Source organism: Paenibacillus sp. YN15, from assembly GCF_003285005.1.
Taxonomy (GTDB): domain Bacteria; phylum Bacillota; class Bacilli; order Paenibacillales; family NBRC-103111; genus Paenibacillus_AR.
The window spans coordinates 164,044-187,890 of record NZ_QMFA01000008.1; the positions used below are offsets into that span (position 1 = coordinate 164,044).

Sequence of the window (23,847 nt, forward strand, 5' to 3'; positions counted from 1 at the left end):
TTTCTCCTTGCACTCAATCGTCGAATTGCTTGGTAATCAGATCATCAACCGCCAATTGTCCCTTCTTCAAATGTCCCGTGGCCATCAAATCATCCAGCCACGGGTGGTGCAATTGGGATCGGTGCCGTTGATGGTAATTTTGGCGCCGTTCTTCTTTTTCACCAAATGGCGGTACTTCGGATCAACATCGGAATTGGGGTCCGGGTCCACATCCCCCAGCGTCACACCCTTAATCTTCGCTCCTGCTGCAATATAGGTGGCAAGAGTATTAATATGGGCGCCTCCAATGTGATTGGTTCCGAGCCGGATTTGGCTGGGTCAAACCCTGAGCTCTTCAAGTCCTTAAAGCCGATGGCTCCCTCAATATCAATCCCTTTTTTGGTCTTCCCCAGAATGCTTCCCGTTCCCTCCGCTTATTTGTAAACCTCCTGCTCCTCCAGCGCCTTCTCCTCATCCTCCACCACGCCGAACTCGATCAAGAGCCGCTCCAGCTCATCCATATCGATGGGGGTGGGAATGGTCATCATCTCATTGTACAGAATCTTCTCCGCAAGCTGCTTGTATTGGGCGGTTTGGGCATGGCCCGGATTATACTGGGTAACGGTCATCCGCCTCAGCTCGGCATGCTGCACCACATTGTTGCGGGGTACAAAATGAATCATCTGGGTATTCAGACGGCGGGCCAGCTCCGTAATCAGCTCATCCTCCCGGTCGGTATTGCGGCTGTTGCAGATGAGCCCGCCCAACCGGACGCCTCCGCTGTTAGCGTATTTCAAGATCCCCCGGGCAATATTATTGGCGGCATACATGGCCATCATCTCACCGGAGCAGACAATATAAATTTCCTGCGCCTTGTTTTCCCGGATGGGCATGGCGAACCCGCCGCAAACCACATCGCCGAGCACGTCGTAGGAGATGAAATCCATGTCGTCATAAGCGCCCTGCTCCTCCAGAAAGTTAATGGAGGTAATGATGCCCCGCCCGGCGCAGCCTACTCCAGGCTCCGGACCGCCGGATTCCACGCAGCGGATGCCGCCGAAGCCTGTGGAGACCACATCCTCCAGCTCCAGATCGTCCACGGTGCCCCGTTCGGCCGCCAGATGAAGCACCGTTTGCTGGGCCTTGGTATTCAGGATCAGCCGGGTGGAATCCGCTTTGGGATCGCAGCCGACAATCATGATCTTTTGACCGAAGGAAGTGGCCAGCTGCGCCAGCGTATTCTGTGAGGTGGTGGATTTGCCGATACCGCCTTTCCCGTAAAATGCAATTTGCCTCAGTTTTTTTGTCATGACAGTCGCCCTCGCTTAGCTGTATTTTATTAGTTTGCTTGATCAAAATCAGTGACAATCAGATCCGATACCTTCAGCTGATCCTTCTTAAGCGCCCCCGACACCACCAGGTCATCGATCCACGGCTGAATCAGCTTATCCTGAAACCCCTTGCCGCTGTAATAGTAGTGAACGGCATTTACAGGCTGGCCGATATAATCGGCAGTCAGTTGAATCGCCTCTTCCTCATTTTTCGTATCCACAATCCAGGCCTGGGCCTTTTTCACCGCTCTGACGAAGCCTTGAATCGCCTCAGGGTTTTCCTTAATAAATTTTTCCGTGAAATAATAAAAGGTTGTTCCTGCTGCTTCTCCCAACCCGGTATCCGCTGTGTCAAAAATTTCAATCAGACCGGAATCATTGGCCAGCTTGTAAAACGGGGGATGGACGCCGACAATGTCAATATTGCCCTGCTGGTTGGCCTGCAATGCTGCCGTATCACTGTCGAAGGCAACAAATTGGATTTGCTTCCGGCTAAAGCCAAGGTGGTCAAAAGCGTTGGTGGCAATGAAGGTGGTGCAGCTGGGAACAGTGCCGTTGATGGTGATCTTTTCACCCTTTTTCTTTTGAATCAGCTCCTCCAGGGTTTTCACTCCCTGCTTGGGACTGACATAGTATTTCATGTGATGGTACTTGTCATCGACTCCTTCCACAGGCTCTGAGCCGCCAATGGTGACGCCTTTTATTTTTGCGCCTCCTGCAATGAAGGTGGCAATCTGGTTGACATGTGCCGTGGACACATTATTGGTGCCGTTCAGGATGGAGGGAAGCACCTGGGCAGTGGTCAGCTCTCCTGTGTATTCCACATTAATCCCCTCTTCAGCGAAAAAGCCCTTTTTCTCGGCAATCACCCATGGCGTGGAGGAGCAATTTTTTTTGGTATCCGTTTTGATGGTGTATACCGGCTTGCCGGATTGGGCCGGATCAAGGCTTGCGCTTTTCAGGTCCTTGAAGCCTGCAGCGCCTTCAATATCAATTCCCTTTTTGGTTTTTCCAAAATAGCTTCCCGTCCCGATGCCGATGCCAATTACGGCAATGACGGATAAAATCACCCATTGCTTTTTTCTCTCAAATGCCATCTCCACACACCTCTTCTCAATAAATTCTCTTTAAGTAAAATTATTACAATAAAAGCATAAGTAAATCCGCTCGCTGCCCTCCTTTTCCGGCGCATGAACTCATTTCATCTATATAAAATGAAAAAGAGACTAATCCTTCTTCCGTCAGGAAGGGAATAGTCTCCAGCTAACTGGTCAACTTATTATTCCGATAATTCTTATGCGTTTTAATGTATATTAGCTTATCTTACGGATACGGGTTTGTCAACGCATGAAATAGGCCTGCGCCATCATTTCAAGAATTTGTAACTTTTTCCTCGTCCTACGGCTGGAGCCCAACAAGCAGGCTGAGAAATAAAAAATTCGGTCAGGGGTCCGCGTCAATCCCGGATACACCCTGGACGCGTCGACGCCCGACAGTGAAGCAAGGATTTTCGGACTGAGGTTCCGTTATTTTCCGAAAATATGCGCTTCTGATGATTTCACGGACACACGATGCGCTATTTCCCTTACATTCCGTCCAAACCGGCTTTTTTCCGGCACATAACGGCTCTGGTGTCCACTCAGCTGAAAAAAACCCGTTTTTTCGTCCAATAACGGCTTCTGTGTCCGTTTGCGTCCATGACCTGTTCCAGTCCCCTCCCGGGACAAACTGCGGGGGACCACACTTTCACCCCTCAGCAAAAAAACCGCCCAAACTCCGGGCGGCTGCTTTATTAACCACTTGTCGCTTACAAACTCTGGCTCCAATCATGCACCATGCTGCCTTCCAGGAACTTCTCGCAGTCCAAGGCTGCCATACAGCCGCTGCCTGCGGCGGTAATGGCCTGGCGGTAGCGGTGGTCCTGCACGTCGCCGCAGGCGAAGACGCCGGGGATGTTGGTTTCGGTGGTGCCCGGCTTTACCTTGATGTAGCCGGTCTCGTCGGTGTCCACCTGGCCGCCCAGGAATCCGGTGTTGGGAGTATGTCCGATAGCCACGAAGATGCCGTCGGTCTCAATGACCTCCTCCTGTCCGGTAGCGTTGTTCTTGACCTTAAGCCCGGTTACGCCCTTGTCCCCGGCCAGCACCTCCAACGGGGTGTTGTTCAGGCCCCAGGTGATCTTGGCATTCTCCCGGGCCCTGTCCTGCATGATCTTGGAAGCCCGCAGCTCGTCGCGGCGGTGCACCAGCTTCACTTCCGTGGCGAAGCGGGTCAGGAAGTTGGCCTCCTCCATGGCGGAGTCGCCGCCGCCTACCACGATAATCTTCTTCCCGCGGAAGAAGAAGCCGTCGCAGGTGGCGCAGGTGCTGACGCCGCGGCCCACGTTCTCGCGCTCACCGGCGATGCCCAGATATTTGGCGGAGGCGCCGGTGGAGATAATCACCGATTCGGCCTCCAGAGTTTCGCCGCCCTCCATGATGATCTTGAAGGGACGGGAGCCCAACTCCACCTCTTTCACCCAGCCGCTTTTGAAGGCCGCGCCGAAGCGCTGCGCCTGCTTGCGCATATTGTCCATCAGCTCCGGACCCATGATGCCGTCCGGGAAACCGGGAAAATTCTCGATCTCCGTGGTCGTGGTCAGCTGTCCGCCCGGCTCAGGCCCTTCAATCACCAGCGGGTTCAGGTTGGCCCGGGCCAGATAGATGGCGGCCGTCAGCCCCGAGGGGCCGGTTCCGATGATAATGCTTTTGTACATAGTAGATTCATCCTCCCTAATGGTTTTGCCGTAAGGCAAACCCGGCATCGTAAGCCTATGCTTCCCTTATTGATCCTCTGTTGTTGCCGCGGCTCCGCTTAAGCCGCTGTCCGGGCAGGCTCCCGCATAGATGGCCTTCATCTTCTGCCGGAGACCGCAGGCATCGTCGATATGCTTCACACAGGTGCGCGCCGTACTCACCGAAGTTTGATAACGGGCGGCAATTTCTTCATACGTTACGGACCGGCGGTGCATCTTGGCCGTCAGATACTCCAGCGCCGCAGCCCAGCCCTCGGGCTTCGCCATACGCGGCTTGGCCGGATGCACACGGGTTAAGAATTCCACCCATAGCGTTTCCAGATCATGCTGCTGCACCAGATCATACCGCTTGTTCATGCTGGAGAAGGCCATATCCAGAACCTCCGTCCATGCCTCCTCCCATCCGGGAAGACCGGGGGCATAAGGCTGGGCGGGATGCTGCGCAAGCTCTCCCTCCAGCATGGCCGAATAGGGTCCGGGAACCTTCATGGTCCGCAGCACAAACATGGCGACGCGCTTCAGATAATCATTTTCCACCGGGTCCAGAAGAAATTCACTGAGCGCTTCCTTCACCTCATGGTCCGCAATCAGGCCAAAGACTTGAATCACCTGCAGCTTGGTTTCCATGTCCCCGTGGCGCAGGGCCCAGAAGAAGGAGGACCGCACCAGCGGGTCCTTGCAGAGAGTCTCCGGCAGCAGCTCCCCTTCCTCCCGCTCCATGGAGCGGAACTGCTCCTCGAAGGGCAGGTGGTAATGGTAGCTTAGGAAAGGCCGGGCAAGACCAGAACCCTCAGGACCTCCCCGCCGCTCCATCATGGTCAGATAGAAGGGCGGAATCTTGGAGGCGGGGTCCAGCCGGGCAGCCTGCTGCCAGTGGCGCTCGGCCTCGGCATACCGTCCCGTATTGACGCATGCCACCGCGATATAATGGTAGAGGGACGGGTCCTCCTGGGCGCCGCATATACCGCTTTTGGTCAGACGCCGGAACAGCTGGTAAGCCGCTTCATGCTCTCCCAGAATCCCCATGGTAGTGGCCAGCTTAAAAACATGCTCCTGATGGTAGGGGCAGGTTTTGCGCAGGAGAGCCGCCAACCGCTCCAGCCGCTCCCGGTCCCCCAGATTCTGGTAGAAAATCGCCAGGTTGCACAAAGCGTGGAGATTGCCCTCTTCCTGGTCCAGGACCTGGCTGATGGTCTCCATGGCCTTGGTGAAATGCCCCATATAATAGTAGGCCAACGCCAAATTATTCTTGGCTGCCAGAAACTCGGGATACTTCTTGATCACCCGCTTCAGCAGCTTCACCGCTTCGCCGAATTGTCCCTGCTCCAGCAGACTGCGGGCCTTGTCATGCTCAAACAGCCCCTCGCGGCTCTTGATAAAAGCCGGCTCCGAGGGACGCTCCAGCTCGTAGCTCAGGTATTCCATCATTTCTTCCGATTCCTGAACAAACTGGCCTTCCTCATCATTCTCCAGGTAGTGGATAATCGCTTTTTCCGCCGCCTCGAAATCCTCCATATTGGCAAAATTATTGGCCATATAGAAGTAGCATTCCGTCATGGTCGGATCAACCTCATCCACAATCCGCTGCAGAATCTGATTGGACTCGCTATATTTCCCAATCTCGGACAGAATGCCCGCCAGATTGCAGTGATTCACAGGATTCTCCGGCTCGTAATCAACCGCCCGCCGGAAATACTTGATCGCCTTATCGTACCGGTAACGGTCCAGGGAACGGACCGCTCTTTCGAAAAAGAACGTGGCATCCATATGCAGTGGGATGATCTTCTGGTTTCCTGGAGCCGCCACACACTTTTTCTTGCCCATCATAAGGCACCTCCGGATCTCACATTCAATACGGGACTTGTGCCCGCTAAAATCAAGTATAGCCAAGTGCCATTTGGAAGTAAAGGCGAGTCTGTACAGGAGGATTCAGGAAATTCCTTTCCATATCCCGCCAAAATGAGATCTGCAAAAGCAACGCCAGCCCTGGCAGCTTGCAAAAAAAGCGCCCCGGGCTGAAATCGCCCCAGGACGCTTCACAAATGAACTTTTATACCCCGCCGTATTTGAAAAGGGAGCTGATGGAGCCGCCGCTGGTATTGATCCGGATGGCGTTGGAGAGAAGTCCCGCCACGGAGAGCACATGGAAGCGGGAGGAATGCTCCTCGGGAATGGCGATGGAGTCGGTGATCACAACCTCCATAATATTCGGATGGTCCAGACGCTCCAGAGCCGGCGGCGAGAACACCGGGTGGGTGGCGCAGATCAGCACATCATTGGCGCCCCGCTCCTTCAGCCCTTCCACCACATTGACAATGGTTGTGCCCGTGTCAATCAAGTCTTCAATAATAATCGGGGTGCGCCCCTCTACCTCGCCGATGACGTGGGTAATCACCGACTGGTTATGCTCCGGGCGTTTTTTGATCATAATGGCAAACGGGGCATTCAATATATTCGCCAGATTCTCGGCTGTCGTAGCCCGTCCCGCATCAGGGGAAACCACGATGGGATTCACGATGTTCTTCTTGCGGATGTAGTCGCTGATCAGATCCAATGCCGTCAGATGGTCCACCGGAATGTTGAAGAAGCCCTGGATGGCCGGCGCATGAAGGTCGATAGTAATGACTCTGTCGGCTCCTGCCGTGGTCAGTACATCCGCCACCATTTTCGCCGAAATGGGCTCCCGCGGTGCTGCTTTGCGTTCCTGCCTCGAGTAACCATAGTACGGAATCACCAGGTTGATTGTCCTTGCCGAAGCACGTTTGGCGGCATCCATCATAACCAGAAGCTCGACAAAGTGTTCGTTGATGGGCCGGGAAAAGGTTTGGACCAGGAACACATCGCAGTTGCGGATGGTTTCCTCGTACAAGCAATAATGCTCCCCGCTTTTGAAGCGGGACAGCTTGACCCGTCCGAGCGGACGACCCAGCTCTCCGCAGATCCTCGCCGCCAATTGCGGATTCGAGGAACCGGAGAAAATTTTCACGTTTTCGGAAATCATGGTTACCCTCCTGAGCTTTTTTGCCAATGTGGCATGGACCTTCCGGGTGGAACGGCCAATTCTATTATACATCTTGGAGAGCGCTTTTGTTAGTCTCAAAAGTGAATGTTTCCCTATCTGTCGCCGAAAATTGACAGCGGTCGGATTGGGAAAGAATATATAACTTTGTTCGGAAAACGAACAAACTAAGACCAATTTTTATAGCTTCTTTGCATTATAATAAGGAAGAAATCATGAACCCGCCTTCTTTCGGAAGGCTTGCGAGGGAGGATAAAGTGATGGCCACGTACCAAAATCCGATTTTGCCGGGGTTTTACCCGGACCCGTCCGTATGCCGGGTGGGAGAAGACTATTATCTGGTGACCTCCAGCTTTGAATATTTTCCGGGCGTACCTCTGTTCCACAGCCGGGATCTGGTTCATTGGCGGCAGCTCGGTCATGTGCTGGACCGGCCCTCCCAGCTGAACCTGGACGGCATTCTGCCCTCCAAGGCCATTTGGGCCCCCACCATCCGTTACCATCAGGGCATCTTCTATATGATTACCACTTTCGTCGATAATCAAGGCGAGCAGCATAACTTTTATGTCACAACCAAGGACCCGGCAGGCCCCTGGTCCGATCCCGTGTGGCTGGAGGACGCGCCGGGCATTGACCCGTCCCTCTTGTTCGACGATGACAGAAAGGTTTATTACACCGGCAACCGGGTTCCCCCGGAGGGCCAGGTCCATGCCAAGAATATGGATATCTGGATTTCCGAGCTGGATGTGTCCACCGGCAAGCTGACGGGAGAAAAACGGAGTCTGTGGCAGGGAGCCCTGAAGGTGGCCCATGCCCAGGAAAGCCCCCATTTGTACAAAATCGGGGGGTATTACTATCTGATGATCGCCGAAGGGGGAACCGGCTTCACCCACGCGGTGACGATTGCCCGGAGCGAGCATGTTTTCGGCCCGTATGAAGGGTACAAGGGCAATCCCATTCTGACTCACCGCCATCTGGGCCGGGAAGCGGCCATTGTGAATGTGGGCCATGCGGATATTTTCGATACCCAGGACGGGGATTGGTGGATGGTTTGCCTGGCCTCCCGCCCTTACGGCGGCTACTACCGCAATCTGGGCCGGGAAACCTTCCTGGTTCCGGTGAAATGGGAGGACGGCTGGCCGGTGGTCAATCCCGGCAAAGGCATCGTGGAAGCGGTGATGCCCGCTCCGCGCCTGCCAGCCCATCCGTTTCCGGCAGTATCCGGCTTTGATCCCTTCGACGGGGAGCGGCTGGCGGATACGTGGAACTTCCTGCGCACGCCCCGGGGCGATTTCTGGAGCCTGGCGGAGCGCCCCGGCTTTCTGCGGCTCCGGCTGAAGCCGGAAACTCTGGCGGATTGCGCCAATCCCGCCTTCGTCTGCCGCAGACAGCAGCATATGAGCTTCAGCGCCCGCACCGTAATGGAATTCTCCCCTCAAGCCGAGGGAGAAGCCGCAGGAATGGCCCTGCTGCAAAACGCCAATTACCAGTTCCGTATGGTGTACGGAATGTTCGACGGGGAACGGTCCCTCCGACTGATGGAGCGCAGAGGCGGCCAGGATAAGCTGCTGGCTTCCGCAGCGTTGGAGGCCGAGCGCCTCTTCTTGAAGGTGGAGGCACGGGGACAAGCCTACTCCTTCTCCTATAGTCTGGACGGAATGGAGTGGATGACTCTGCTGGCCGATGCGGACGGCACCATCCTGAGCACTGATGTGGCAGGCGGTTTTGTAGGCGCCTATATGGGCCTGTACGCCACCTCCCACGGACAAAAGAGCGGCAATTCCGCCGATTTCGACTGGTTCGAGTATTTGCCGACAGCAGAGTAAGGCTCCGCATTCATCCGCAGAGGAGGTTTTTTCCTTGACAGAACGAACCTATACCAATCCCATCCTGCCCGGCTTTCACCCGGACCCGTCCATTGTGCGGGTGGGCGGGGATTATTATTTGGCCAATTCCACTTTCCAGTTCTTCCCCGGCATTGTGCTGTCTCATTCCCGGAATCTGGTGAACTGGCGTTATATCGGCCACGGCCTCACCCGGAGCGAGGACCTGCCCCTCCGGGGGCTGCCGGACTCCTTCGGTATTTGGGCTCCCGACATCTCCTGTGTGGACGGGATGTTCTATCTGATGGCTACCCTCCGCCTGGCCGGAGCCGCACGGGTTAACATCGTCGTCCGCTCGGAGCGGCCGGAGGGACCCTATTCCGCCCCGGCGGTGCTGAACCATGAGGGGATCGATCCCTCCCACTTTGTGGATGGGGACGGCCGCCGCTACATGGTCTATGGCCGGGGCGGCGCCTGGCTGCTGCCTCTCTCCGCCGACAGCATGTCCCCGGCAGGGGAGGCGGTGAAGCTGTGGGACGGAACCGGCCGGGCCTCTCCGGAGGGCCCCCATCTCCTGCGCAAGGACGGCTGGTACTACCTGATTCTGGCCGAAGGCGGCACGGAGTACGGCCACTGCATTACAGTGGCCCGCTCCCGGCAGCTGCTGGGGCCCTATGAGCCGTGCCCGTGGAATCCGGCGCACACCCAAACTGATCCCTCCGCCGTTATCCAGCGCGCGGGCCACGGCAAGCTGGTGGAAACCCAGCATGGGGAATGGTGGATGGTCCATCTGGGCGGGCGGCCGTTGCGGGGAGGTTTCTGCACCCTGGGGCGGGAGACCTTCCTGGAGCCGGTCCAGTGGACGGAGGACGGCTGGTTCACCGTCAACGGCGGCCAGGGGCCCAGCGTGGTGCAGCAGGCTCCCGCGTTGCCGGAAGTTCCGGCGGAAGCGCCGCCTGCCCGGGATGAGTTCGCCGCCGCGGCGCTTCCGCTCCACTGGTGCTTCGCCCGGAATCCCCGGGAGGACAGATGGTCCCTGGCGGAGCGCCCCGGCTTCCTGCGCCTATACACAGGCGATGCGGACCTGGACTCCACCGACGCCGAGAATGTAGTGGTGCGGCGGGAGACCGCGCACCGTTGCACTGCGGCGCTCAAGCTGGAATTTGCTCCGGTGGAGCCGGGAGAACAGGCGGGTCTGACCTGCTATTATGACTCCCGCTGCTTCATTAAGCTTGCGCTGACGGCGGCAGCAGAGGCGGAGGGCGGCTTGCAGGTGAAGCTGACGGAGAACCGGGCCCGCAGCCTGCGGGAGCTGGCCGCCCATCCGGTTCCGGCGGGAACCGGGACAGTATACTTCCGGGTTCAGGTGGACGGAGAGGCGCGGACCTTCTCGTACAGCCTGGACGGGAAAGAATGGCTGGAGGCCGGGACCGTGGAGGACGCCCGCTTCCTGAGCGACGAAGGCACCCGGGAGAAAAAGGCCTTCACCGGCGCCATGGTAGGCCTGTTCGCCGTAAACGGCGGCTCGGGCCGGCGCATCCCGGCAGATTTTGACTGGTTCGAGTACCGGGTTGGGGAGTAAGAGCAGGCGTGATGGAGCTGTCCGAAAAGTACGCCAAGATGAATCCATATTCGGCAGAAAAGGGTTTTCTGCAGGAAAACCAGCTTCGGAAGCATACGTCTTAGGACAAGCAGAATCTGGCTAACGAATCTCTATCACGCTATTTCGCGAAAACGGGCATGATGAAAAATCTAACGAATCCATAAAGCGTTATTCGCCTGTTTGAACGCATTTCGGCGCAAATTCGGACCAATAGCGATCCTACGATTCGTTAGATTTAAAACAATGCTCACCTATAGTTAAATAGCGATGCATNAAAACAATGCTCACCTATAGTTAAATAGCGATGCATAGGAGCGTGTCTATTAATTGTGGATGAATCTTCATTCAAGAAAATAAATGAATATAAGCTAAATAAAAACATATTTCACATCTTCAACCTACTATTTTTGGTATAATAGATGTATCTGATGGGAGGGTGTTGGTAATGAACACACGAGTACGGTATAAAGTATTGGATCAAGTGACGTTTGCGGACCTGCTGGTCTACTCCAAGCTGCCCTCCCATCCTTTTTGGTCGCACGTGGAGAAGCACATCGACTTCTCCTTTGCGGATGCCCTTTGCGCGTGCTTGTACTCCCCGCTGGGACAGCGTCCCTATGCCCCTTCACTCAAACTCAAGGTGCATCTCGTTCAGCGCTTTTACAATCTCTCCGATCGGCTGGTCGAAGAAAAAATCATCGGCGATCTGTTCATCAAACGCTTCCTCGGCGTGTCCGTCGAGTTTTTTGGCCTGGACCACAGCACCATCGCCTTGGATCGGGATCGCTTGGGCCCGCATCTGTTTCAGGCTTGTCACTTGTACATTCTCGCCCAACTTTACAGTCTGGGCTTATGGGGTCATCACGATGAACAATGGATTCTCGATTCCTTTCCGACGGAGGTCGGGCTTCCCCGTGTCTCGGCACATCGGTTGATCCAGCAGGCCTTCATCCGGTTGCTCCAACATCTCAAGCGTCATTCTCCCGAGATCTTCTGTTTGCTGGAACGGGAGTGCTCGCTGGATGCGGTTTCGTCCCGGCTGCCGCCACAAGCTTCCACGGCCGACCGCATGCTGGCGTTCAGCAAATTGGCTGCCCAAGCCTATACCGTTCTGCAACGCTTGGAAATGAGCGACCTGACCGCTTCTTCCGAGTGCCCTAAAGAACAGCTTCAGTGCCAACACATCCTGCGCCGCATCTTGAACGACTATGTGAAGGTCTCCTCCTCCACGCCTCCCGAGGGAGAAGGCCCTTCCGCCGGTGGGTCCCCGTCTACCGGAGAGGCCGTCCATCCGGTGGAGTGCGCTACGCCAGAAAGCACCGCCGCCTCTGCTCCGGCTGCCAGCCGTTTTGAGAAGGTTCCCTTTGACCAACGCTCCGCCGACCGCATCGTCAGCGTGGTTCATCCAGAGGCCCGCATCGGGCATAAAACCCGCTTCAAGATGATCGAGGGCTTCAAAACCCAGAACCTGATCACGAGCAGTCGCGTGATTCTTCTGGCGGATGTTGTCCCGGCCAATGAGCATGACCGGGACGCGACGGTTTCGATGGTGAACACGCTGCTGCAGTTGTTCCCGGTTGTCCCCCGCTTCTTGTTGGGGGACAGCGCCTATGGGCATGGAGCACAGCGGGAGAAGGTAGCCGCGTTGGGCCTTCAAGTGGTCGCCCCGCTGCCGCTCACGCCGCATCCTACAGGCTTGTATGACGCGACCCGCTTTGAGTTTGAGACCGAACACGATCGGTACCGTTGTCCCCAGGGCCACATCACCGTGCGCCAATATGACAACGTCAAACTGGAGGGGGCGCAATACTATTTTCCGAAGGCGGCCTGCGCGAATTGTCCCCTGCGAGCCGAATGCACCACAAACAAAAATGGGCGCAGTGTGTTCCGCAGCCGGTATGCAGCCCACTACGAAGCAGGCGCAGCGCTCAATGCCAGCGAAGAGGGGCGGTACCTGAGCCGGCGACGCAAACGGGTGGAGCAAAAAAACCAGGAATTGAAGAACGATGCCGGTTTGGGCTACACCCCCAAAGCCAGCTACGCCTTGTTGCGGATCAAGGCGAGCATGGGAGCCATCGTCACCAACCTCAAACACGCGGTCAAACGGCTCAGCCACCCACGGCCAGGGTTTCTTCGCCGTGCCGCTCTGGCATAAAGGAAGCCAGCAGAGAGATCTGCCGGGTGCCATACTCTCCCTATCCCAGACCCCAATGGAGCCTCATCTACCCTGATTTCCTAGTTTTATCCATGTGACTCGCGTGAAGGAGAAGAGGGGGGAGGGAATGCTCACAATTCCTAGACACGCTCCATAGATTCGTTAGCGTTTCTCCCATTTGACTTTTCGGACAGCCTCTTTTGGAGGATGGCTAGGCCGAAATAATGGAAGTATTTTTCCGCTATTTCTCCCTTCTTGCCAAGGAAGCATCCATAACGGAAGTGTTTTTCCGCTATAAAACGAAATCAGCTGGCAAACAAACCACAGAAGAGTGTTAACGGAAATCCGTTTCCGCTATATACCAGTTTTCCCATAGCAAAAGATAAATAGCGGAAAACACCTTCCGCTATTTCAGCCGCTGTTAGCCGTCACGCATCGCCGCTTTCCCCATCGCTTTCCCCACTATGAAAATAAGCTGTTTCCTCCCCTGAATTTCCATTGCAACAAGAGCCGCCTCCTGATAAAAGGAGAACGGCTCTCTCATCCTTGCTATTTGTTATGCCGCCGGTCCAGCTCGGCCAGCACATCGTCCAAGGGCAGCTTCTGCTCCTGCAGGAGCACCAGCAGATGGTACACCAGATCGCTTACCTCATACCGGAGCTCCTCGGGGCTGCGGTTTTTGGCGGCGATAATCACTTCTCCCGCTTCTTCGCCCACCTTTTTCAGGATCTTGTCCACGCCCTTGTCGAACAGATAGGTGGTATACGCCCCCTCCGGCCGCTCCCGCTCCCGCTCCGCAATGGCAGACTCCAGCTTGGCCAGAATGGCGAAACGATCCCCGGCGTCCACAGACCCGGCCTTCCGCCAGCCCTTGGCCTCCTCCCGCTCCACACCCCGCAGGCTGCTTCCCACATATTCCTCCGGGCCGCGTTCGGCGCACGCAGTTGCTCCGCCGCCGGAAGTCTCATTGTCCGCTTCCTGTCCGCAGCCGCAAACAGCACCATCGGCCGTCGCAGCGACCCCAACCAGCGGCAGCTCCCGGTAAAAGCAGCTGTAGCTGCCCGTATGGCAAGCCGGTCCTTGCGGAGTCACCTTCAGAAGCAGCGTGTCGGCGTCGCAGTCGTAGGCCAGGCTTTTCACCTTCTGCACGTTGCCAGAGGTAGCGCCCTTATGCCACAGCTCCTGCCGGGACCGGCTCCAGAACCAGGCGTCGCCGGATTCCACCGTCAGCTTCAGCGCCTCCCGGTTCATGTAGGCCACCATCAGCACATCCTTGCTGGCCGCATCCTGCACCACCGCTGTCACCAGGCCGTCCGCCGACCAGCGGATCAGCTCCGCCAGCTCCTCCGCCGTTGCCGCCAGCCTTTGTTCCGTTTCGCCGCTCATCGCACCTCGACCCCTTTGTCCCGCAAATCCTGCTTCACTTCATGTATGGTCAGTTCCTTATAGTGAAAAATCGTCGCCGCCAGCCCCGCATCCGCCTTGGCCGCCGTAAACACCTCGTAGAAATCCTCTTTTTTCCCCGCGCCGCCGGAGGCAATCACGGGAATGCCCACCGCCTCGGACACCGCCCTGGTCAGCTTCACGTCGAAGCCGTCCTTGGTGCCGTCGGCGTCCATGCTGGTGAGCAGCAGCTCACCCGCTCCCAGCGACTCTACCCTCCGGGCCCACTCCAGCGCCTTGATCCCGGTGGGCGTCCTGCCGCCGTGGATATAGACCTCCCACTCCCCCCAGGCCGGGTTGAAGCGGGCGTCGATAGCCACCACAATACACTGGGAACCGAAACGCCGGGCTCCTTCCGAGATCAGCTGCGGATTTTTCACCGCTGCCGTGTTGATTCCCGTCTTGTCCGCTCCCGCCCGCAACAGCCGGGTCATATCCTCCACGCTGGAGATGCCGCCGCCTACAGTAAAGGGAATGGTAATCTCCCCCGCAGTCTGGCGAACCACCTCCACCATGGTGGAGCGTCCTTCCACAGATGCCGATATGTCCAAAAAGACCAGTTCGTCCGCGCCGTACCGGTCATAAATGGCCGCCAGCTCCACCGGATCGCCGGCATCCCGCAGATTGACGAAATTAACTCCCTTGACCACCCGCCCGTCCTTCACATCCAGGCAGGGAATAATCCGCTTTGCCAGCATTGGCCGTCCCTCCTTTCCTCATGCTGCGCCTGCCTCGCACAGCCGCCTGCCGTCCCCGGCTTGCCGCTCTAAGCCGCTGGCTCCCGGGGCAATCCCTATCCTACGCCAGCCCCAGCCGCCGATGCGCTTCGCCCAGCTCAATGCTGCCGGTATACAGCGCCTTGCCGATAATCGCCCCGGCCACGCCCTTGTCCGCATAGGCGGCCAACGCCTCCAGATCCTCATACCGGCTGACCCCGCCGGAGGCAATCACCGACTGCCCGGATACCTGGGCCAGCCGGACAATGGCCTCCACATTAGGCCCCTGCATCATGCCGTCCCGGGAAATATCCGTAAAAATAAACGTCTTCGCCCCCAGCTCCGCCAGCTGCACCGCCAGGTCCTCCGCCTTTACTTCGGAGGTCTCCAGCCAGCCTCTGGTGGCCACATAACCGTTCCGGGCATCAATGCCGATAGCCACCTGCTCCCCGAACCGCCGGAGCACCTCCTCCACAAACGGGCGGTTCTCAATGGCTGCCGTCCCGATAATCACCCGGGAGACGCCCAGGGACAACAGCCGCTCCACATTCTCCACCGTCCGCAGGCCGCCGCCGGTTTGCACCGGAACCTTGACGCTCCGGGCGATGTCTCCGATCAGCTGGTGATTCACCGGCTCCCCCGCCTTGGCTCCGTCCAGGTCCACCAGATGAATCCACTTGCCGCTCTGCTCCGCCCAGGCCAATGCCGCCTCCACAGGACTGTCGTTATAGACCGTCTCCTGATTGTAATCCCCTTGAATCAGACGGACGCATTTGCCGCCGCGGATATCAATTGCCGGATATAAAGTAAACATGCTCGCCGCATCCCCGCTTTCTTTTTATCACCGCGCCGGGTCCGAAAGCTTCAGGAAATTCTCCAGAAGCTTCATGCCCAGCTCGCCGCTTTTTTCCGGGTGGAACTGGGTGCCGAACACGTTGCCCCGGCCCACCACCGCTGTGACCGGACCGTAATAATCCGTATCCGCCAGCAGATCCTCCTCACGCTCCGGCAATGCCTTGTAGGAGTGGACAAAATAGGCGTGCCCCTCCTCCAGTCCCGCCAACAGCGGCGACGGCTGCTTGAAGCGGAGCCGGTTCCAGCCCATGTGTGGAACCTTGAAATCCCCCACGATCCGTACCACCTTACCGGGCAAAAGCCCCAGCCCCTCATGCTGCCCATGCTCCTCACTGGAGGAAAACAGCAGCTGCATACCCAGGCAAATACCCAGCAAGGGCTTCCCGCCGGCCGCGTACCGTACCGCAACCCGGCCAAGCCCGGTTTCGTTCAAGAACTGCATCGCATCGCCAAAGGCCCCCACTCCCGGGAGAATGGCCCCGTCTGCGGCCAGAATTTCCTCCTCGCGGGATGTAACCAGCGCCTCGTAGCCCAGGCGCTCCACCGCCTTTTGCACACTGTGCAGATTGCCCATGCCATAATCGATAATTGCAATCACCGGCTACAGAACCCCCTTCGTGGAGGGCACTCCCTGCACACGGGGGTCGATGGAGGTGGCTTCGTCCAGCGCCCGGCCCAGGGCCTTGAACACCGCTTCAATCATGTGATGGGTATTCCGCCCGTAGTGGACAATCACATGCAGGGTAATCCGCGCCTCCAGCGCCAGCTTCCACAAGAATTCATGCACCATTTCCGTGGAAAAGGTACCCACCATCGCAGACGGATACTCGGCCCGGTATTCAAAATGGGGCCGGTTGCTGATGTCGATCACCACTTGGGCCAAGGCTTCATCCATAGGAATGAACACGCTGGAATAGCGCTTAATGCCCCGTTTGTCCCCCAAGGCCTCCCGCAGGCATTGGCCCAGGCAAATGCCGATATCCTCCACCGTATGATGGTCGTCAATATAAACATCGCCGTCCGCCTGCACCTTCAGGTTGAACTGGCCGTGTTTGGTAAACAGGTCCAGCATATGGTCCAGAAACGGCACCTTGGTCTCAATCTCCGAAGCTCCATTTCCGTCAATACTGAAGGACAGCTCGATATCCGTTTCATTGGTTTTCCTGGCCACAAAGGCCGTGCGCCCGGCCACAATCTCTGCTCCGCCTTCAGCCGGATTGCCCTTGAATGCATCCGTCATCCCTGTCCGCCCTCCTTTTCCACCCGGATTTCCACTGCACGTGCGTGGGCTTGAAGCCCCTCAAACCGCGCCAAAGCGGAAATCTGCGCCGCATCCCGCAGCAAGGCTTCCTTGCTATAGTAAATCACACTGGATTTCTTCACAAAATCATCCACCGACAACGCCGAGGAAAAACGGGCTGTTCCATTGGTCGGCAGAACATGGTTGGGTCCGGCAAAATAATCCCCTACCGACTCCGAGCTGTAGGGGCCCAGGAAAATGGCTCCGGCATTCTCGATTTTGCCCAAGTAGCGGAAGGGCTCCTCCACAATCACCTCCAGGTGCTCCGGCGCCATCCGGTTCACCACGGCAATGCCCTCCTCCAGAGAGCCTACTGTCAGAATGGCTCCGTAATCGGCCAGGGACTTGCCGGCGATTTCCCGCCGGGGCAGCAGGGCCAACTGGCGCTCCAGCTCCACAGCCGCCGCCTGGGCCAACGCCACCGACGGCGTCACCAGCACCGCCGAGGCCATCTCGTCGTGCTCCGCCTGGGACAGCAGGTCCGCCGCCACATACGCCGGGTCGGCGGTATCATCCGCCAGCACAATAATCTCGCTGGGGCCGGCAATGCTGTCGATGTCCACCACGCCGTACACATACCGCTTGGCCAGGGCCACATAAATATTGCCCGGCCCGACAATTTTGTCCACGGCGGGAATTTGCTCCGTACCATAGGCCAAAGCCGCTACCGCCTGGGCACCGCCCACCCGGTAAATCTCCTGCACGCCCGCTTCGGCGGCGGCAACGAGAATATACGGGTTGACACCCTCCACCCCTGCGGTGGCAGGCGGCGTCACAATGGCAATCTCCGGCACCCCGGCTACCTGGGCGGGGATGGCGTTCATCAGCACCGAGGAGGGGTACGCCGCTTTGCCGCCGGGCACGTACAGGCCTACCCGCTTCAACGGACGGTACACCTGCCCCAGCATGGTGCCGTCCGGCTGCAGATCCATCCAGGTTTCCCGCTTCTGCTTCTCATGGAAGGCCCGGATGCGGACCGCCGCCGCCCGGATCGCCTCCACAAACTCCGGCTCCACCTGGCGGTATGCCCCTTGAATCTCTTCCTCCGTCAGCCGGAAGCTGTCTACCTTGGCCCGGTCGAACTCCTCCGAATACCGGCGGAGGGCGGCATCCCCCTGCGTCCTTACCCCTTCAATAATAGCCTTCACCGCTTCATTTTGCTCCGGCGAGCCATACTCCACCTCCCGGCTGATGGCAAACTCCTCTGCCGGCATCATCCGCACCACTGCCATATCTCCACCATCCTCCCCTTAAAATCTCCTCAAGCCCCTCTATTTCACCGGTACCGTTTCCCGGTTGGTAATAACCTCCTGCAGCCGGTCGCACAGATCCTGAATCCGCTCGTTCTTCATCCGGTAGCTGACCCGGTTGGCAATCAGGCGGCTGGTAATGGAGAAAATCTGCTCCATCTCCACCAGCCCGTTTTCCACGATGGTGGCCCCGGTTTCCACCATATCCACAATCCGGTCCGCCAGCCCGATCAGCGGCGCCAGCTCAATGGAGCCGTTCAGCTTGATTACATTCACCTGCTGGCCCCGCTCCCGGAAATACTGGGAGGCCACATTGGGATATTTGGTGGCCACCTTCAGATTAATGGCAGGCTTCCAGTCCGGCAGCCCGATCACCGACATCCGGCAGCGGGCAATCCCCAGATCCAGCAGCTCATACACATCGCGGTTATCCTCCATCAGCACATCCTTGCCCACGATGCCGATATCCGCCGCCCCGTACTCCACATAGGTGGCCACATCCACCGGCTTCGCCATAATAAATTCCAAAGCCGCATCCGGCACCGTAATAATCAGCTTGCGGGACTCCTCCAGATCATCCGGCACGGCGAAACCCGCCTCCTGAAACAGCTTGATGGCCGGACGGTTGATCCTGCCCTTGGGCATGGCAATTTTGAGCAATTCCTTAGAGCTTTCCTTAGGGAAAGCTTGCGTCATAAGCATCTGCTGTCTCCCTCCTTTACACCAGGCAGATTACATCCCGGTATGTGCTTCCGTTTAAGCGGATGTTGCCCTCCGCATCCTTCTCCATCACCGGGGCCTCCGCCACACAGCGCGTCTCCACCTGCACATGAGGCGCTGTGCGCAGCTCAGTGGCTCTCGCCAGCCCTTCGCGGCGGCGTTCGGCGCTGTACAGCACCAGGAGACGGCGGGGCTCCTCCGGAAGCTCGCGGACCGCCTCCAGAATGCGGGTCGTCTTCAGAGCAAAGCCCGTCGCCGGAGCCTCTCTGCCGAACTGGCGGAGCAGATTGTCATAACGCCCGCCGCTGACCACCGGAAAGCCCAGATTGGCCGCGTACCCCTCGAACGTCATGCCCGTATAATACGAAAAATCCCCGATCATCGTCAGGTCGATGAGCACATGCTCGCTGACGCCGTATGCCTTCAACACCTCATAAATCCGGCAGAGATGGTCCAGCGACTCCCGGGCCAGTGGATTCTGCGTAATACCCAGCGCTTGCTGGCAGATTTCCTCCCCGCCCCGCAGCCGCAGGATTGCCTCCAGCTCCTTTTCCACCGCCGGGGCCAGCCCAAAGCTGCGCAGCTGCTGGCGATAACCCACATAATCCCGGTTCAAGAGGCATTCCTTCAGCACCTTCTGCCTGTCTTCCCCATCCCGCAGCGTCTCATGGAACAACCCGTTCAAAAAGCCCGTATGCCCCAGGGCCATCTTGAAGCTGTCCACTCCCGCAGCCTGCAGGGAGGCGATAGCCAAGGCAATAACCTCCGCATCCGCTTCGGGAGAAGGATCGCCCACCAGCTCCGCTCCCGTCTGGAAAAACTCCGACTCCCGCCCCGCTTCCTCCTCGAAGGCCCGGAACACATTGGCATGATACGACAGCCGTACAGGAAGCGTCTCCTCCTTCATCAGGGACGCCACCACTCTGGCGATGGGCGCGGTAATATCCGGCCGCAGCACCAGGGTTCTCCCGTTCTGGTCCAGCAGCTTGAACATCTTCTTGTCTTCCGTGGAGCTGGCCACGCCCACTGTATCATAGAACTCCAGCGTAGGAGTAATGATCTGGCTGTAGCCCCATTTTTCCATACACTCCAGCACCCTGGATTCGATTCTTCTCAATCTGGCAGCCGCTCCCGGCAAATAATCCTTCACCCCGGTGGGCTTCTCAAACCCCTTCGGTTTGGACACTATCCTTCACCTCGCGCCAGAAGCCGGCTTCTACCTGCAGCTTCCGATATCTTGTACAAGCACCATAAGCCTATTCTATCATATGGCCAAAATCATTCCAGCCCGGCATCAACCGGAAATGCTCTATGAACGCCAATAGCCTCGAGCCTCGTTCATTGCGTCCCATTCAGCCATCTCCGCCCAAAACGCTTTAGTGTGTTACCATACTACCAAAGTAAAGAGTTTAGTCGTAACTATACCACTTCACGCTTCATGCGTCAATGGTTTTTGCTGCGTGTGCGCCCGTTTATACATACAAAAAGCAGGCATATTTGCCTGCTCCTCCGCAATTCTGCTATAACCGGCCGGTTCCGCAGGCCTCTGTCCGCTGCTCCTCCTCCGGCTCTCCGGACCGGATCACCTGCAGCGGATTTCCGGCCACAAAACTGCCCGGCGCCACATTCTTATGCACCACCGCTCCCGCGGCCACTACCGCCCGGTCGCCGATGGTAACCCCCGGCAGAATGGTGCAGTTGGCTCCGATCATCACATGGTTGCCGATCCGCACATCGCCCAGACGGTATTCGTCGATCAGATATTCATGGGCCAGAATAGTGGTATTGTACCCGATGACACAATTATCCCCCACATGAATCCGCTCCGGAAAAAACACATCCACCATCACCATCAGGCCAAAGGAGGTTTCCTTGCCCACCTTCATCCCCAATACGCGGCGGTAGATGGCATTTTTCAGGGGAAGATAGGGGCAATACCGGGCCAGCTGGATAAAAATGAAATTTTTGACCGATTTCAACGGATTGACCGTTTTGTACACCTGCCACAGGGCATTGGGGCCCTCAGTGGGATACCGCTCCAGCTTTCTCAATCCGCTCCCCCGCTTTTGACACCGCAAATCTCCAGGAGCTCCCGCATATCCCGGATCATATAATCGGGCCCCAGCCCGCTCAGATAATCCTCGCCCTTGGCCGTCCAGGCCACTCCGGCCACGCGGGTTCCGGCATGTTTGGCCGCCAGAATATCATATTGGCTGTCTCCTACCATAAGCGTTTCTTCCGGCTTCACGCCGAGAATGGCCGCCGCCTTCAATATCCCCTCGCCGTGGGGCTTGGGCTCCGTTACATCCTCCACCGTAATAATGGCATCCAGATACGGCGTCAGCCCGAAACGCTCCAGCCCCATCAAGGAGGTTTTGCGGATCTTGCTGGTTACGACTCCAAGGCGGAGCCCCGCCCGGTGCAGCTTCTCCAGCACTTCTCCAACATGCGGGAAATCCATAATCAGCTCATCATGGCGCTCGATATTGAACTCCCGGTACTTGGCGATGTAACGCTCCACATTCTGCAGACCGGTATACTCCCGCATCTGATCCACCAGCGTGCGGCCGAAATTGCGGATAATATCCTCCCGGGTATAAACCCGGGGCGTCTCCCCCTCCAGCGTATGAAGGAAGCTGGCAATAATCAGCTCATTGGTGTTCAATATGGTTCCGTCCAGGTCAAACAGAACTGCCTTAAGCATGCCCGTCCTCCTGAGCCGGTTTGTCCTCCACTGCAACAGGCTGGACAGCATCAGCCGTTTCCGGAACCGCAGGGGCCGCCTCTACGGCCTTGGAGGAAACGATAGGATCGGCGTAATACGGCAATGCCGCCCCATATTTCATCCGCCGGTAAATCATGTAGCCGATCGCCGCAAGGATGAGCAATACCGCAACCACCTGAGAGGTCCGGATATTCCCGTAAGCCATATCTCCCGGTTCAAAATAGAGCTGCATCGGCGACCACAAGCCGTTCATCAACGCACGCAGCCAAGCAGGACCGTCAAAAGCAAGACTGTCGGTGCGCAGCCCTTCAATGAAGAACCGTCCCACCGAGTATCCAATGAAGTAAAGGGCGAACAGCTCACCGGACTTCAGCCACGGTCTGCGGCGCAGCCAGAACAGCAGCAGCAGCACCAAGAGGTTCCACAGGGATTCATACAGGAACGTGGGATGATAAAAAATCCCGTCGATATTCATCTGGTTCACGATAAAATCCGGCAGAAACAGCTTATCCCGCAGAAAAGACTCCGCAACCGGACCGCCATGGGCCTCCTGGTTGATGAAGTTTCCCCAACGGCCGATCATCTGGCCCGCAATCAAGGACGGGGCGCAAATATCCGCAATCCGGATGAAGGAAAGCCCTTTGCGGCGGCAATAAATACTGGCGGCAATAATGGCACCGATCAATGCACCATAGATGGCGATGCCGCCTTCCCAGATAGCGAAGACATCCAACAGATTATCCTTGTAATCCTCCCACTTGAAGGCAACGTAATAAATACGCGCCCCGACAATCGCCGAAGGCACTCCCAGCAGGATCAAATCCATGAAAAAATCGGGGATAATCTTAAAGCGCTTCCCCTCGTAAATGGCCAGGTACAGTCCTACCAGTGCCGCCGTTCCCAAAATAATGCCGTACCAATGTACGTCAATCGGCCCCAGCGAAAAAGCAATCCGTTTCAGTGCCAAAGGCATGCTTTTGCTCCTTCCCTCTCCCCGCTTCCCGCCGGGAGGATTCCGTCAATTATTCCACATCGTCCAAATCTTCATTGATGGTCTCAGTCAGCTTGTTGGTAAACTGCAGCGCCGCATTAAAGCCCATCCGCTTCAGACGGTAGTTCATGGCCGCTACCTCAATAATAACAGCCAGGTTCCGTCCGGGACGCACAGGGATGGTAACCAGCGGCACATCCGTGTCGATGATGCGGGTGGTTTCCTCATCCAATCCAAGCCGGTCATACTGCTTGTCCTGCTGCCAGGTTTCCAGCTTAATCACCACATTGATCTTGGTGTTGTTGCGGACCGCGCCGGCGCCGAACAGAGTCATCACATTGATAATGCCCACGCCGCGGATCTCCAATAAGTGCTTAATCAGCTCAGGCGCATTGCCGATCAGCACGTTCTCCGCCGTCTGGCGGATTTCCACCGCATCGTCGGCGATCAGACGGTGGCCGCGTTTGACCAGTTCCAATGCCGTTTCGCTTTTGCCGATGCCGCTGGAGCCGGAAATCAGCATCCCAATGCCATACACATCCACCAGAACGCCGTGAATCGTTGTGGAAGGAGCCAGCTTGTGCTCCAGAAAATCGGTAATTTGTCCTGCCAGCATCGTGGTATTCACATTGCTGCGCATAACGGTGATGCCGGTGGCTTCGGAAGCGTCCACCAGCTCCAGGGGCACATCCAGTCCCCGGGTTACCACAATACAAGGCGTTTCATCCAGGCAAAGCCGCTTCATTCTGTCCTTGCGCTCGGCTTCCGGCAGCCGTTCAAAAAAGGCCAGCTCCGTCTTGCCGAGAATTTGCACCCGATCCTCCGGGTGGTATTCAAAGTATCCTGCCATTTCAAGCCCGGGACGGCATAAGTCGGCCACCTCAATAGTCCGCTTCAGCCCAGGCTCCCCGCTTATGATTTCCATTTGGAACTTATTTGCCAACTCGCTGACCTTCACTTTTTTGGGCATGTTCCTCGTTCTCCTTTATATACCAATAGTACCATGGTATAAGAATTGACAGCATAAATCAACACTGCGGGCATGAATCCTGGATGTTCCTGCACATCTGAGCAAAATAAGAAAAACCGTCAGGGAACATCGCCCTGACGGTCCTTTTTTACGTTGGGAGAATATCGGAAATT

The 23,847-nt window shown here is 57.1% G+C and carries 21 protein-coding genes; 3 read left to right on the forward strand and 18 right to left on the reverse strand.

Going from position 1 to position 23,847, the window contains the following annotated elements; translation table 11 throughout:
* Nucleotides 1-84: 84 nt before the first annotated feature.
* The 6 genes from DQG13_RS31190 to DQG13_RS09660 all read right to left on the reverse strand — a co-directional run bounded on the left by DQG13_RS31190 (nucleotide 85) and on the right by DQG13_RS09660 (nucleotide 7,105).
* Nucleotides 85-225 carry a hypothetical protein gene (locus DQG13_RS31190; RefSeq protein ID WP_220094348.1) on the reverse strand — a complete coding sequence of 47 codons (141 nt, stop codon included), beginning with the start codon at nucleotides 223-225 and terminating at the stop codon, nucleotides 85-87.
* Nucleotides 226-413: 188 nt separating this feature from the next.
* Complete coding sequence (gene nifH, locus DQG13_RS09640; RefSeq protein WP_258525587.1) at nucleotides 414-1,289, reverse strand: nitrogenase iron protein; 876 nt, start codon at nucleotides 1,287-1,289, stop codon at nucleotides 414-416.
* A 29-nt stretch (nucleotides 1,290-1,318) separates the two neighbouring features.
* Entirely contained in the window at nucleotides 1,319-2,407 is a 1,089-nt protein-coding gene (locus DQG13_RS09645; protein WP_113019531.1) for an ABC transporter substrate-binding protein, read from the reverse strand.
* A gap of 710 nt (nucleotides 2,408-3,117) precedes the next feature.
* Nucleotides 3,118-4,065 carry a thioredoxin-disulfide reductase gene (gene trxB, locus DQG13_RS09650; protein ID WP_113019532.1) on the reverse strand — a complete coding sequence of 316 codons (948 nt, stop codon included), beginning with the start codon at nucleotides 4,063-4,065 and terminating at the stop codon, nucleotides 3,118-3,120.
* Between the two features lie 66 nt (nucleotides 4,066-4,131).
* Nucleotides 4,132-5,928 carry a tetratricopeptide repeat protein gene (locus DQG13_RS09655; RefSeq protein ID WP_113019533.1) on the reverse strand — a complete coding sequence of 599 codons (1,797 nt, stop codon included), beginning with the start codon at nucleotides 5,926-5,928 and terminating at the stop codon, nucleotides 4,132-4,134.
* Nucleotides 5,929-6,154: 226 nt separating this feature from the next.
* On the reverse strand, nucleotides 6,155-7,105 hold the full coding sequence (locus DQG13_RS09660) for a ribose-phosphate diphosphokinase (protein WP_113019534.1): 951 nt from the start codon (nucleotides 7,103-7,105) through the stop codon (nucleotides 6,155-6,157).
* Nucleotides 7,106-7,383: 278 nt separating this feature from the next.
* Between DQG13_RS09660 and DQG13_RS09665 the strand changes: the two genes are divergently transcribed.
* The 3 genes from DQG13_RS09665 (at nucleotide 7,384) to DQG13_RS09675 (ending at nucleotide 12,704) form a co-directional block, all read left to right on the forward strand.
* A complete protein-coding gene (locus DQG13_RS09665) occupies nucleotides 7,384-8,949 on the forward strand; it encodes a glycoside hydrolase family 43 protein (RefSeq protein ID WP_113019535.1) in 1,566 nt (521 codons plus the stop codon).
* 34 nt (nucleotides 8,950-8,983) lie between these two features.
* Nucleotides 8,984-10,528 (forward strand): glycoside hydrolase family 43 protein, encoded by a 1,545-nt coding sequence (locus tag DQG13_RS09670; RefSeq protein ID WP_113019536.1) that lies wholly within the window; start codon nucleotides 8,984-8,986, stop codon nucleotides 10,526-10,528.
* 466 nt (nucleotides 10,529-10,994) lie between these two features.
* Complete coding sequence (locus tag DQG13_RS09675; protein WP_113019537.1) at nucleotides 10,995-12,704, forward strand: transposase; 1,710 nt, start codon at nucleotides 10,995-10,997, stop codon at nucleotides 12,702-12,704.
* Between the two features lie 549 nt (nucleotides 12,705-13,253).
* On the opposite strand, the gene hisI is transcribed toward DQG13_RS09675, so the two are convergent.
* The 12 genes from hisI to hprK form a co-directional block, all read right to left on the reverse strand.
* A complete protein-coding gene (hisI, locus tag DQG13_RS09680) occupies nucleotides 13,254-14,090 on the reverse strand; it encodes a phosphoribosyl-AMP cyclohydrolase (protein WP_113019538.1) in 837 nt (278 codons plus the stop codon).
* The gene (hisF, locus tag DQG13_RS09685) at nucleotides 14,087-14,845 is read right to left on the reverse strand and encodes an imidazole glycerol phosphate synthase subunit HisF (protein ID WP_113019539.1); all 759 of its coding nucleotides are present in this window, start codon (nucleotides 14,843-14,845) and stop codon (nucleotides 14,087-14,089) included. Before hisF ends, hisI begins: the two co-directional genes overlap by 4 nt.
* Nucleotides 14,846-14,945: 100 nt before the next feature.
* On the reverse strand, nucleotides 14,946-15,677 hold the full coding sequence (gene hisA, locus DQG13_RS09690; RefSeq protein WP_113019540.1) for a 1-(5-phosphoribosyl)-5-[(5-phosphoribosylamino)methylideneamino]imidazole-4-carboxamide isomerase: 732 nt from the start codon (nucleotides 15,675-15,677) through the stop codon (nucleotides 14,946-14,948).
* 27 nt (nucleotides 15,678-15,704) lie between these two features.
* The gene (gene hisH / locus DQG13_RS09695; RefSeq protein ID WP_113019541.1) at nucleotides 15,705-16,316 is read right to left on the reverse strand and encodes an imidazole glycerol phosphate synthase subunit HisH; all 612 of its coding nucleotides are present in this window, start codon (nucleotides 16,314-16,316) and stop codon (nucleotides 15,705-15,707) included.
* A 3-nt stretch (nucleotides 16,317-16,319) separates the two neighbouring features.
* Nucleotides 16,320-16,958: an imidazoleglycerol-phosphate dehydratase HisB gene (hisB, locus tag DQG13_RS09700; protein ID WP_113019542.1), complete on the reverse strand. Its 639-nt coding sequence runs from the start codon at nucleotides 16,956-16,958 to the stop codon at nucleotides 16,320-16,322.
* Nucleotides 16,955-18,241: a histidinol dehydrogenase gene (gene hisD, locus DQG13_RS09705; protein ID WP_113019564.1), complete on the reverse strand. Its 1,287-nt coding sequence runs from the start codon at nucleotides 18,239-18,241 to the stop codon at nucleotides 16,955-16,957. The genes hisB and hisD overlap by 4 nt, the downstream gene beginning before the upstream one ends.
* Before the next feature lie 48 nt (nucleotides 18,242-18,289).
* Nucleotides 18,290-18,970 carry an ATP phosphoribosyltransferase gene (hisG, locus tag DQG13_RS09710; protein WP_258525592.1) on the reverse strand — a complete coding sequence of 227 codons (681 nt, stop codon included), beginning with the start codon at nucleotides 18,968-18,970 and terminating at the stop codon, nucleotides 18,290-18,292.
* 16 nt (nucleotides 18,971-18,986) lie between these two features.
* Entirely contained in the window at nucleotides 18,987-20,174 is a 1,188-nt protein-coding gene (locus DQG13_RS09715) for an ATP phosphoribosyltransferase regulatory subunit (RefSeq protein ID WP_113019543.1), read from the reverse strand.
* A gap of 334 nt (nucleotides 20,175-20,508) precedes the next feature.
* On the reverse strand, nucleotides 20,509-21,039 hold the full coding sequence (locus DQG13_RS09720; protein WP_113019544.1) for an acyltransferase: 531 nt from the start codon (nucleotides 21,037-21,039) through the stop codon (nucleotides 20,509-20,511).
* Nucleotides 21,036-21,692, reverse strand: a complete 657-nt coding sequence (gene ppaX / locus DQG13_RS09725; RefSeq protein ID WP_113019545.1) for a pyrophosphatase PpaX — start codon at nucleotides 21,690-21,692, stop codon at nucleotides 21,036-21,038. The genes DQG13_RS09720 and ppaX overlap by 4 nt, the downstream gene beginning before the upstream one ends.
* Nucleotides 21,685-22,686 (reverse strand): prolipoprotein diacylglyceryl transferase, encoded by a 1,002-nt coding sequence (gene lgt / locus DQG13_RS09730; protein ID WP_113019546.1) that lies wholly within the window; start codon nucleotides 22,684-22,686, stop codon nucleotides 21,685-21,687. Before lgt ends, ppaX begins: the two co-directional genes overlap by 8 nt.
* 49 nt (nucleotides 22,687-22,735) lie before the next feature.
* Nucleotides 22,736-23,674 (reverse strand): HPr(Ser) kinase/phosphatase, encoded by a 939-nt coding sequence (hprK, locus tag DQG13_RS09735; RefSeq protein ID WP_113019547.1) that lies wholly within the window; start codon nucleotides 23,672-23,674, stop codon nucleotides 22,736-22,738.
* Nucleotides 23,675-23,847 lie beyond the last annotated feature (173 nt).